The sequence below is a fragment of the bacterium genome (assembly GCA_028820935.1).
Taxonomy (GTDB): domain Bacteria; phylum Actinomycetota; class Acidimicrobiia; order Spongiisociales; family Spongiisociaceae; genus Spongiisocius.
This window is the reverse complement of sequence record JAPPHZ010000029.1, coordinates 310,141-322,417: the sequence shown is the minus strand read 5'-3', so window position 1 is coordinate 322,417 and position 12,277 is coordinate 310,141. Positions and strand designations below refer to the sequence as shown.

Here is a 12,277-nt window from a genome sequence, read left to right as displayed (position 1 = left end):
GCCAGGGTGATACGTTGCCTTGTCGTGTCCGTGGAGAGGGGGTAAGTAGGCGTGGTCTTGACAGCGAGGGAGACACCGCTATCGACCGACGCAGTTGACCTGTACCTCGACGAGGTATCGGCGCACCCCCTCCTGACCGCGCAGGACGAGGTTGACCTGGCCCTCCAGATCGAACTGGGTCGCCAGGCCTGCGAACAGCTCGACACCGCGCCCGACCTCGAACCCCCCGCCCGCCTCAAGCTACGCCGGCTGGTCAGGGAGGGAGAGAGAGCCAAAGCGATCTTCATCCAGTCGAACCTCCGCCTCGTGATCTCGATCGCCAAGCGCTATTCGGGCCGAGGCATGGACCTGATCGACATGATACAAGAGGGCAACCTCGGGCTGATTCGGGCTGTGGAGAAGTTCGACTGGCGCAAGGGCTTCAAGTTCTCCACCTACGCCACCTGGTGGATCCGCCAGGCCATCACCCGGGGGCTCGGCAACCAGGCTCGCACCATCCGCCTCCCGGTCCACATGGTCGACATCGTGAGAACGGTCAACGAGACGGTCTACACGCTGACCGAGGAGCTCCGGCGCCGGCCGACCCGCGAGGAGATCGCCGCCGCCAGCGGTCTCGACATCGACCGGGTGACAACCGCGCTGGCCACCCCCACCAGCACCATCTCGATAGATCGTCCGGTCGGCGAGGACGGGGATGCGGTGCTGGGGGATTTCGTCCCGGACAAGACCGCCACCGATCCGTTCGCCCATGCCGCCGCAGCCGTGAGGCGAACCCAGATCGAAGAGGCTTTGCGCATGCTCACCCCCGAAGAGCGCACTGTGGTGGTCAATCGCTACGGGTTGGCGGGAAACCAGATGCTCACCCTGACCGACATCGGCGCCAGGCTGGGCGTCACCCGGGAGCACATCCGCCAGATCGAGCGCAGGGCCCTGTCGAAGCTCCGGCACCCCAGCAACGGATACGAGCTGAAGAGCCTGATAGATCTTTAGTTGCTAGTTGCTAGTTGCTAGTTGCTAGTTGCTAGTTGCTAGTTGCTAGTTGCTAGTAACTGTAAACCACTATCTAGCCTACGGCTCCGGCAGCGGCCATGTTCAACTCGATGAGCCGGTTCATCTCCACCGCGTACTCCATGGGGAGCTCCTTCACGATCGGCTCGATGAATCCGGCCACCACCATCGACGTGGCTTCGTCCTCGGTCAGGCCCCGGCTCATCAGGTAGAAGAGCTGCTCCTCACCGACCTTGGACACCGTCGCCTCGTGACCGATCTCGGTGTCGGCCTCCTCGATCTCCATGTAGGGGTAGGTGTCGGAGCGGCTGTCGTCATCCAGGATCAAGGCGTCGCAGCGGACGAACGACTTGGCGTTCTCGGCGCCGGGTTCCACCCTCACCAGACCCCGGTAGCCGGCCCGGCCCCCCTCCCTGGTGATGGACTTGGACAGGATGGTGGAGGTGGTGTTCGGAGCGACATGGACCATCTTGGCGCCGGTGTCCTGGTGCTGGTCCTCGCCGGCGAAGGCGATCGACAGCACCTCGCCATGGGCACCGGGCTCCATGAGCCACACCGCCGGGTACTTCATCGTCAGCTTGGACCCGATGTTTCCGTCCACCCATTCCATGGTGGCGTCGGCATAGGCGGTCGCCCGCTTGGTCACCAGGTTGTAGACGTTGTTCGACCAGTTCTGGATGGTCGTGTAACGGCAGCGCCCGCCCCGCTTGACGACGATCTCGACCACTGCCGAGTGGAGGGAGTCGGTGGTGTAGACCGGCGCCGAGCACCCCTCGACATAGTGGCAGAAGGCGCCCTCGTCCACGATGATCAGCGTCCGCTCGAACTGGCCCATGTTCTCCGAGTTGATCCTGAAATAGGCCTGGAGAGGCTGGTCCACGTGGACTCCCGGAGGCACGTAGATGAACGAGCCCCCCGACCAGACCGCCGAGTTGAGGGCGGCGAACTTGTTGTCGTTGGGCGGGATCACCGTCCCGAAGTGTTCCTTGACGATGTCGGGATGGTCCCGGACCGCGGAGTCCATGTCCATGAACAGGACCCCCATCTCCTCCAGGTCCTCCCGGTTGCGGTGGTAGACGACCTCCGACTCGTACTGGGCGGTAACACCGGCCAGGAACTTGCGTTCCGCCTCGGGAATGCCCAACTTCTCGTAGGTGTCCTTGATGGACTCGGGCACCATGTCCCAATCCTTGGCCTGCTCCTCGGCCGGCTTGACGTAGTAGTAGATGTCGTCGAAGTCGATCTCCTCCAGCAGACCGCCGCCGCCCCACGTGGGCATGGGTCGCGCCTGGAACCGGCGGTAGGCCTTGAGGCGGAAGTTGAGCATCCAGTCCGGCTCGCCCTTGATGAACGACATCTCGCGGATGATGTCCTCGGAGAGGCCCTTCTCGGGCTTGAAGACGTATTCGTCCTCGGGGTCGCTCCAGCCCAGCTTGTAGGCGCCGAGGTCGATATCAACTGTGGTCGTCATGGTGAGGCCTCCGCCACCGGTAAACAAGGCCCGGTCGTTCAGATGGATATGCCCTGATGATACCAAGCCCAGGCCGGAACCAGAGCACGAAAACCAAGAGCGCGAGCTCTCGGCTTTTGGCTGGGCGCGATGGGTAACTCGAACAGCCTACGAACACTAGAACGATCTCATCTAAGACAAGCTGTCGTAGACAACTAATGACTAGCAACTAGCGACTAGCAACTCATCACCTAGTGTTGGCCGCACATGGACGAGCCGCGCATCGCCGAGCCCATTCTCCATGTGGACATGGATGCGTTCTACGTGGAAGTGGAGAGACTCGACAACCCCGGGCTCGTGGGACAGCCTGTGGTCGTCGGTGGCGAGGGACCGAGAGGAGTGGTCGCGTCCGCTTCCTACGAGGCCCGAGCTACCGGTGTCCACTCGGCTATGCCGATGAGCACCGCCCGGCGGACAAGCCCGGGACTGGTGATCGTGCCACCCCGCCACCGACGTTACGGAGAGATCTCGGAGCGGGTCTTCTCGATATTCCGGGACTTCACTCCCCTCGTGCAGGGGCTGTCCGTCGATGAGGCTTTCCTCGATGTACGCGGCCTGCGCCGCCATTACCCGGACAGCCGCGCGGTGGCCGAGGCCATCCGGGCTCGGATCAGAGACGAACTGATCCTTCCGGCCTCGGTGGGCGCGGCCACCTCCCTGTACCTGGCCAAGATGGCATCCGGATACGCGAAGCCGGACGGCGTCCTTATCGTCACCGAGGGAAGCGAGAAGGCGTTCCTGGAACACCTGGACGTGCGCGAGTTGTGGGGGGTCGGCAAGTCCACGGGGAGCAAGCTCGCCTCGATGGGAATAGGCACGATAGGTCAGCTGGCCGGCGTGCCCCTTCCCCTCCTCCGCCGCCACCTGGGAGAGGCGACCGGGTCTCACCTCCACCGCCTGGCCAACGGGATCGACGAGAGGGTTGTGGAACCCCGCAGCGACGCCAAGTCGATCTCGGTCGAGCAGACCTTCGAGCATGACATCTCGGGTGCGGAGGCGCTGCGTTCCCAACTGTTGCGACAGGCCGATCAGGTCGCGTGGAGGCTACGTCGGGCGGGACTTTCGGGACGCACGGTGTCTCTCAAACTCCGGTTTCCCGACTTCAGGACCATCACCCGCGCCGAGACCCTGCCGTCCGCGACCGATGTGTCCACGGTGCTTTACCGGTCCTGTTGCCGCCTGCTGGACCGTACGGGCGTGGGCGACCGGCCCGTCCGGCTTCTCGGCGTCGCGGTCAGCGGTCTGCAACCCGGCGACGCGCCCCGGCAGATGATGGCCGGCCACGAGGAGCGCTGGGAGAACCTGGCGGAGACCGTGGACGACCTGAGAGTCCGTTTCGGTCGCCACGCCGTCGAGCCCGCCCGGCTCAGAGGTGAGGAATCCGATCCGGCCCACGACGCACGAGGCTGAAGCGCCTGAAATAGGCCCGGTGTGTCGAAGTGGAAGGTGATCAGGGTGAGGAGGGTGCTGAAAAAGACGGGGATAGGTTGGCCCGTGATGCCTTGACCTGGGGTTTCATTGCGGGATGACGAGCCGACTGGACACTTTTTCAGTACCCTCCTAGCGCCAGGGGGTGTCGGTCGGGGTGACCGGGTCCGGAAGCATGGTGTCGCCCATGAGATAGCGGTCCGCCGCAGCCGCGCAGCTCCTGCCCTCGGCGATGGCCCATACGATCAGCGACTGGCCTCGGCCCATGTCACCTGCCACGAAGACACCCTCTATGTTCGTGGCCCATCGATGGTCGCGGGCCACGTTCCCCCGGTCGGTCATGACCACGCCCAGCTGCTCCAGCATGGGTGATCGATCCGGGCCGGCGAAGCCCAGCGCCAGGAGCACCAGGTCGGCGGGATACTCCTCGGTGGAATCGTCCAGTCGCTCGAAGGCAGGCCGGCCGTCACGGAAGGTCATGTCGACCCGGTGGGTCCGGAGCGCGGTGACATGTCCGCCGGAGTCGCCCACGAACTCCTCCGTATTGATGGCGAACTCGCGCTGCCCGCCCTCCTCGTGGGCGGCCGACACGCGGTACATGAGGGGCCAGACCGGCCACGGCGTCGAATCGGCCCGCTGATCCGGAGGCCGGGGCATGATCTCGAACTGGTGCACCGATGCCGCGTCCTGGCGGTGGGCGGTTCCGAGGCAGTCCGCGCCGGTGTCGCCGCCGCCGATGATGATGACGCGCTTGCCGCGGGCGGAGATCGGGGTTGTGGACAGGTCGCCCGCCTGCAAACGGTTGGACGGCGTCAGGTACTCCATCGCCTGGTGGATGCCGTCCAGGTCCCGGCCGGGGATCGGCAGGTCACGAGCCAAGGTGGCGCCGCCGGCCAGTATCACGGCGTCGAACTCGTCCCGGAGCCGATCGGCGGGCGGGTCGACCCCGACGTCGGCGTTAACCCGGAACCGGGTGCCCTCGGCCTCCATCTGGTCCAGGCGTCGATCCAGGAACTGCTTCTCCATCTTGAAGTCGGGAATGCCGTAGCGCAGCAGCCCGCCGATGCGGTCATCCCGCTCGAAAACAGTGACGGCGTGGCCGGCCCGGGTGAGCTGCTGCGCCGCCGCCAACCCCGCCGGTCCGGATCCGACCACCGCCACGCTTCGGCCGGTCACCGTGGTGGGCATCACCGGAGTGACCCACCCCTCGGCCCAGGCCTTCTCGACGATCTCCAGCTCGATCTGCTCGATGGTCACCGGGTCGGAGTTGATGCCGAGCACGCAGGCCGCCTCGCAGGGCGCCGGGCACAACCGTCCGGTGAACTCGGGGAAGTTGTTGGTGGCATGCAGCCGATCCATGGCCTGGCGCCAGCTGTCGCGGTACACCAGGTCGTTCCAGTCGGGAATCAGATTGCCGAGCGGGCAGCCCCCGCTGCAGAAGGGGATCCCGCAGTCCATGCACCGGGAGGCCTGATCCCGGACCTGCGTGACCGGAAAGTCCTCGTAGACCTCCCTCCAGTCGAGCACCCGGAGCCCCACCGGGCGGCGCACCGGGGTCCGGCGCCCGTGCGTGAGGAAGCCCCGGACATCACCCATGGGCCGCCGCCATGATCGCGTCGAGCACCGGCTCGCCGGCCTCCTCGGCCTGCCGCACCGCTTCACGCACCCGCTTGTAGTCGTCCGGCATCACCTTGACGAAGCGGCGCACCTCCCGGTCCCATCGATCCAGTATCCGGGCGGCCACGGCTGAACCCGTCTCCGCGAGGTGGGCGCCCAGCGTGGTACGAAGGAAGGCGAGATCGTCCTTGTCGAGGGGGTCGAGCGACACCATCTCGGTGTTGACCTGGCCGGGGAAGGAGCCATCCCGGTCGTAGACGTATGCGATCCCGCCGGACATTCCGGCGGCGAAGTTGCGGCCTGTACGGCCCAGGATCACCGCTCGCCCACCGGTCATGTACTCGCAACCGTGGTCTCCGACCCCTTCCACCACGGCCACCGCGCCCGAGTTGCGGACGCAGAAGCGCTCCCCCACCACGCCCCTCAGGAACATCTCTCCCGAGGTGGCGCCGTAGAGGATCACGTTCCCGGCGATGATGTTCTCCTCGGCCACCAAGGGGGCCTCCGGCGGGGGCGTGACCACGATCCGACCTCCCGACAGGCCCTTGCCGACATAGTCGTTGGCGCTCCCGACAAGCCGCAGGGTGACGCCCCTGGGTAGGAAAGCCCCGAAGCTCATGCCGCCCATGCCGGTGAAGTTCACCGAGATGGAGTCATCCGGGAGCCCGGCCGCTCCGTGACGGCTGGTGACGTAGTAACCGAGCAGGGTTCCCACCGAGCGGTTCACGTTACGGACCGGGAGGTCCAGGGTCACGGGAGGACCGCCGGCCAGGGCCCCTTCCGCGAGCTGGATGAGCGTCTGGTCGAGGGCCTGGGCGAGGCCGTGGTCCTGCTCGGTGGTCTGCCTCCTTGCCTGGCCGGGGGCCAGTTCGGGCACGTGGAAGATCGGGGAGAGGTCGAGACCGTCGCCCTTCCAGTGGTCCACGGCGTCGCGCACGTCGAGCAACTCGGCATGGCCGATCGCCTCGTCCAGGCTGCGGAAGCCCAGCTCGGCGAGCAGTTCCCTCACCTGCTCGGCGACAAAACGCATGAAGTTGACGATGAAGCGCGCCCTACCGTTGAAACGTTTGCGCAAGTCCGGGTTCTGGGTCGCCACCCCCACCGGGCACGTGTCGAGGTGGCAGACCCTCATCATGATGCAGCCCGAGACCACCAGCGGCGCGGTGGCGAACCCGTACTCGTCGGCGCCCAGCAGCGCGGCGATCATCACGTCCCGGCCGGTCTTCAGCTGCCCGTCCGCCTGCACCACGATCCGATCCCTCAAACCGTTCAGCAGCAGCGTCTGCTGCGTCTCGGCCAGACCGATCTCCCAAGGCCCGCCGGCATGCTTGATGGACGTCAGCGGCGAGGCCCCGGTCCCACCGTCGTGCCCGGAGATGAGAACCACGTCGGCCTTCGCCTTGGCAACCCCGGCCGCCACGGTTCCGACACCCATCTGGGCCACCAGCTTGACGTGGATCCTCGCCTCCGGGTTGGAGTTCTTCAGGTCGTGGATGAGCTGCTTGATGTCCTCGATCGAGTAGATGTCGTGGTGGGGCGGGGGGGATATCAGGCCCACACCCGGGGTGGACATCCGGGTCTCGGCGATCCAGGGGTAGACCTTGTAGCCGGGAAGCTGGCCTCCCTCCCCCGGCTTGGCGCCCTGGGCCATCTTGATCTGGAGATCGTCGGCGTTCACCAGGTACTCGGAGGTGACGCCGAACCGGCCGGAAGCCACCTGCTTGACCGCGCTGCGCCGCAGGTCACCGTTGGGGTCCGGGATGTTGCGGACCGGGTCCTCACCGCCCTCACCGGTGTTGGACTTGCCGCCGATCCTGTTCATGGCGATGGCGAGAGTCTCGTGCGCCTCCTTCGAGATGGACCCGTAGGACATGGCGCCGGTGGTGAACCGCTTCATGATCTCCGACGCCGGCTCCACCTCTTCGATGGGCACAGGGGTGCGTTCCCCTGTCTTGAACCGGAAGAGACCCCGCAGGGTGCCCAGCCGTTCCGCCTGCTCGTCCACGAGACGGGCATACTCGTTGAACAGGTCGTAGCGGCCCGCCCGCGTCGAGTGCTGGAGCCTGTACACCACCTCCGGGTTGAACAGGTGGTACTCCCCCTCCCGCCGCCACTGGTACTCGCCCCCTCCGTCCAGGTCGCGGTGGGCCGTCTCGCCTGGGTTGTCCGCGAACGCGCTGCGGTGCCGGTGGACCGCCTCGGCCGCGATCACGTCGAGGCCGACACCCCCGATGCGGCTCACGGTCCCGGTGAAGTAGGGGTCGATCACCTCGGCGCCGATCCCCACCGCCTCGAAGATCTGTGCCCCGATGTAGGAGGCGATGGTCGAGATGCCCATCTTCGACATCACCTTCAGGATTCCCTTGCCGGCCGCTTTCGCGTAGTTGGCATGGGCCTTGGCGGGGTCCATCCCGGCCAGCCCGTGACTGCCGTTCTCGATCATGTGGTCGATGGCGGCGAAGGCCATGTAGGGGTTGACGGCCGTGGCGCCGTACCCCAGCAGTAGGCACAGGTGATGGACCTCCCGGGCGTCCCCGGTCTCGACGATCAGGCCGATCCGGGTGCGGTTCCTGGTGCGGATCAGGTGGTGGTGAACGGCGGCCGTCGCGAGGAGTGAGGGAATCGGAACCCGGTCCGGGCCCACGTCCCGGTCGGACAGCACTATCGCCCACGCCCCGGACTCGATCAGCCCGTCGACCTCGGCGCACACCCGTTCGAGGGCTCGGCGCAGGGAGTCGCCCCCACCGTCGGGGCTGAAGTGGCAGCTCACCACGGCGGCCTTACCCCCCACCGCGGGGACCTCGTCCATGCGGAGCAGGGAAGCGAGTTGCCCGTTGTCGATCACGGGACTGTCGAGCTCGATCATGTTGCAGGAGCGGGGCCCCGGACGGAACAGGTTGGACTCCGGCCCGATGGTGGTCCGCATCGAGGTAACCAACTCCTCCCGGATGGCGTCCAGCGGCGGGTTGGTCACCTGGGCGAACAGCTGCTTGAAATAGTCGAAGAGGAGCCGGCTGCGCTCGGACAGCACCGCCGGCGGCGTGTCGGTGCCCATCGATCCGAGCGCTTCCTCGCCCCCGCCGGCCATGGGCGCGATCAGCATCTTCAGGTCTTCGTGGGTGTAGCCGAAGGCTCGGAGCCGCTCCTGCACCGGAAGGTCGCCTCGCTCATCCGCGGTCACCTCGGGAAGCTCCCCGAGCCGGACCAGGCCCTCCCCCAGCCAGGCGGTGTAGGGCCGAGCCGTCGCCAACTCGCTCTTAATCTCCACGTCCCGAACGATGCGGCCCCTGGCGGTGTCCACCAGGAACATCCTCCCGGGGCGGAGCCGGCCCTTCTCGACGATGCGGGACTGGGGAACGTCGGTGACGCCCACCTCCGAGGCCATGACCACCAGGTCGTCATCGCTGACCCAGTAGCGGGAGGGACGCAGCCCGTTGCGATCGAGCACCGCGCCGATCTGCCGCCCATCGGTGAAGGCGATCGACGCCGGACCGTCCCATGGCTCCATCAGGGAGGCGTGATAGCGGTAGAAGTCCCGCACCGCCGGGTCCATGCTCTCGTGCTTCTCCCACGGCTCGGGGATCATCATCAGGACCGCCTCGGGCAGCGAGTACCCGCCCATGTAGAGCAGTTCCAGCACCTCGTCGAAACCGGCCGTATCGGAAACACCGGGAGTGCAGACCGGGAATACCTGTTCGAGATCCGGTATCAGGTCGGTGGCCAGGAGGCTCTCGCGGGATCTCATGAAGTTACGGTTGCCCTGGATGGTGTTGATCTCGCCGTTGTGGGCGATCATCCGGTAGGGATGGGCCAGCGGCCACATCGGGAAGGTGTTGGTGGAGAATCGGGCGTGGACGAGAGCGATCGCGCTCTCGACCCGGTCGTCGTGCAGGTCGATGAAGAAGTCGGGCAGCTGCAACCCGGTGAGCATGCCCTTGTAGATGAGGGTCCTGCCCGACAGGCTCGCGAAGTAGACATCCTCGTGCATCGTGGGCGCCCCGCCGATCGCCTCTTGCGGACCCCCGTCGCCCGTCCCCAGGCGCACCTCGTGCTCGATCCGCTTCCGTACCACGTAGGCTCGTCGCTCCAGCGCCATCCCGGAAGCGCCCCTCCCGTCGATGAACACCTGCCGCATGGCCGGCATCGTCTTGTGGGCATCGCTCCCTATCACGGACGGATCGGTCTGCACCTCCCGCCAGCCGAGCACCTCGAGGCCCTCGTCGGCCACGATCTCCTCGACCCTCCGGATTCCCTCCGCAGTCAGATCATGGCGGTCGGGGAAGAAGGCGATACCCGTGGCGTAGCGACCTATCGGCGGCAGCTCGAAAGGAACGGCGGCCCTCAGGAAACGATCGGGAACCTGCAGCAGGATGCCGGCCCCGTCTCCGGTTTCGGGGTCGGACCCCGTCGCACCACGATGCGTCATGCTCTCCGCCGCCCCCATCGCCAGCATGACGAGATGGTGGCTGCGCTTCCCCTTCAGGTCCGCGACGAAGTTGACTCCGCAAGCCTCATGCTCGAATTGGCTCCGGTACAAACCGGGCATCAACTTCTTCTCCCCCATCGCATCCCTATTACGAATCCTCCGGCAGCGTCGGGAGGGGTGTTGGTCGGTCACGAATCCAACCGGGACGGCCTCCTCGGGCGGGCGGCCGAATCCGTCATGGTAGGCGGGTACTGAGAAATGTCCAGTTGGTCCGCAAGCCGGCAACGAGCCCCAGAGTAGAGGGGCCGGACCGACCCATCCCGTCTTTCCGGCATCCGCCTACACACCCGTGCGGGCCCGGCCCAAAATCCCCCGAACTGATAGTTTGTTGGTATGCCAGTGATAGTCGTGGGCGCCGACACACCGATCGGCGATGCCATCATCTCGACAGTCTGCCGTTCGGCGGCCGAGGTCCGGGCCTTCATCACCCGTGACACGGCCGCCGACCGTCTCAAGGAACGGGGTGTGAAGGTCGCCCTAGGGGACGTTTCCGACAGCTCGCACGTGGAAGCGGCGGCGCTCTATTGCTTCTGCGCGGTTCTGGTGACCGAAGCGGCCTATGACGACCGCGACCGAGCCTTCGCCGAACACCCGGATGACGTCCTGGACGGATGGGCCGAGGCAGCCCGCAACGCCGGGGTACGGCGGGTGATCTGGGTGGGGGCGGAACCCCGGAACGACCCGTATCCGGAGTCCGTCGGCGAGGTGGCCACCGTGGTCGTCGAAGGCGATCTGGAGGATGCCGCCCGAGCCGTGGGCGAACTCGAGGAAGCCGGAAGTATCTAGTTGCTAGTTGTTAGTTGCTAGTTGTTGATCACATATCGTATGGGATGTAGAACGGCGGCACTGCTGGTGAGCTACCCGAGGGATGCTCTGCCGAACCAGCGTGCCGCCACTCTTGCTTGACTCTGTCACGACCGCCGCCGGCGACCTAACCGAGTCAATCCCTACTCTAGTCATGAATCCAATGATTAGCCCAGCCCAACATCTACGATCAAACGGCAACAACAACCACGGGCACTATTTGGCGAGTACTTCGCCCATGGCTGCCGGAGCGTCGGGGTGGGTGCTGGCATGCGGGGCAACCCGCAGCATTCCGTTTCGTTCGGTCAGGGTGAAACCCTCCGCGGTGAGACGGGCGTGCACATCCGCGGACGAATCCCGGGCGAGGGTGAAGCTGACGATGCCGCTGCGCTCGCCGTCCCCGCGCCACGGACTCAGTACCCGGGCGCCTGCCTTGCGAGCTTCCTCTTCCACGGCCGTGGATCGGGCGATGACCGCCGCCTCCACGTCTTCCATCGAGACGGTTTGCAGGACCCGCAGCGACTCGGCGAGGGCTGCGACCGCGGGGAAGCCCGCGCTTCCCATGACGAACCGGTCGGCGCCGTCGAGGGGCGGATGCGGGAGCGGGGCGGCGGTATCGAACGGATCGACGACGCCGAGCCACCCGGTCATGGCAGGCCGGAGCCGTTCCAGGGCCCGCTCGGATACTGCGATCAGCCCGGCCCCTCCCCCGGCCCGGAGCCACTTGTGACCGCCCGCCACCATCACATCCACGCCCTCCATGCTGAACCGGAGCGCGCCCAGGCCCTGGACTGCGTCGACCACCAGGAGCGCCCGTCCGGCCGCCTCCCGGATGGCGGGCAGGTCGCACCGGAAGCCGGTGCGGTAATCGACATGGCTGAGCGCCACCGCCGTGGTGCCGTCGTCAACCGCGCGCGCCACCAGATCAGCCGTCAGCCGGCCCCCCGGAACCGGGAACGTCCTCAGGTCGATGCGTCCCGCCTCGGCGGCCCGCACCCAGGGGTAGAGGTTGGCCGGGAACTCGGTCTCGGGCACCACCACCGACCCGCCGGCCAGGCCGAATGCGACCGCGAACAGGCCCGCGGATGTGCTGGGCACCACGGTCACCTGCCCGGGAGGGACACCCACCAAGCGGGCGCCCCGGCGGCGGGCCGTCTCGACCCGGTCCATCACGATCGGCACCAGCCGTCCGGGGCTGCCCGACATGGTGTCGGCCATCTCCTGGAGGCCGGCGCGGGCAGGGATCGACATGGCGCCGATCGAGGCGAAGTCCATGTAACCGAAGGGCTCGTCGAACTGATCGAGAAAAGACTGCGCAAGCGCCATTGACCGCCGAGAGTAGTGGCGATCGGAGCCTCCAGCTACGCCCGGCGAGTCCGAGCCGACCCGACCAATACAATCCGCGACCGGCGCCGACCACACAG

7 protein-coding genes are annotated in these 12,277 nt (G+C 66.5%); 3 read left to right on the top strand and 4 right to left on the bottom strand.

Annotated features, from left to right (window positions below):
- The first annotated feature begins 57 nt into the window (after positions 1-57).
- On the top strand, positions 58-990 hold the full coding sequence (locus OXM57_07565; protein MDE0352536.1) for a sigma-70 family RNA polymerase sigma factor: 933 nt from the start codon (positions 58-60) through the stop codon (positions 988-990).
- Between the two features lie 73 nt (positions 991-1,063).
- Here OXM57_07565 and sufB read toward each other — a convergent pair whose 3' ends face one another.
- Positions 1,064-2,479 carry a Fe-S cluster assembly protein SufB gene (sufB, locus tag OXM57_07560; protein MDE0352535.1) on the bottom strand — a complete coding sequence of 472 codons (1,416 nt, stop codon included), beginning with the start codon at positions 2,477-2,479 and terminating at the stop codon, positions 1,064-1,066.
- Positions 2,480-2,725: 246 nt separating this feature from the next.
- On the opposite strand from sufB, the gene OXM57_07555 reads away from it, so the two are divergent.
- Complete coding sequence (locus tag OXM57_07555; protein ID MDE0352534.1) at positions 2,726-3,928, top strand: DNA polymerase IV; 1,203 nt, start codon at positions 2,726-2,728, stop codon at positions 3,926-3,928.
- Positions 3,929-4,078: 150 nt separating this feature from the next.
- On the opposite strand, the gene OXM57_07550 is transcribed toward OXM57_07555, so the two are convergent.
- Entirely contained in the window at positions 4,079-5,542 is a 1,464-nt protein-coding gene (locus OXM57_07550; protein MDE0352533.1) for a glutamate synthase subunit beta, read from the bottom strand.
- On the bottom strand, positions 5,535-10,109 hold the full coding sequence (gltB, locus tag OXM57_07545; protein MDE0352532.1) for a glutamate synthase large subunit: 4,575 nt from the start codon (positions 10,107-10,109) through the stop codon (positions 5,535-5,537). The genes OXM57_07550 and gltB overlap by 8 nt, the downstream gene beginning before the upstream one ends.
- A gap of 273 nt (positions 10,110-10,382) precedes the next feature.
- On the opposite strand from gltB, the gene OXM57_07540 reads away from it, so the two are divergent.
- Entirely contained in the window at positions 10,383-10,835 is a 453-nt protein-coding gene (locus tag OXM57_07540; GenBank protein MDE0352531.1) for an NAD(P)H-binding protein, read from the top strand.
- Between the two features lie 234 nt (positions 10,836-11,069).
- Here OXM57_07540 and OXM57_07535 read toward each other — a convergent pair whose 3' ends face one another.
- A complete protein-coding gene (locus OXM57_07535; protein MDE0352530.1) occupies positions 11,070-12,179 on the bottom strand; it encodes an aminotransferase class V-fold PLP-dependent enzyme in 1,110 nt (369 codons plus the stop codon).
- Positions 12,180-12,277 lie beyond the last annotated feature (98 nt).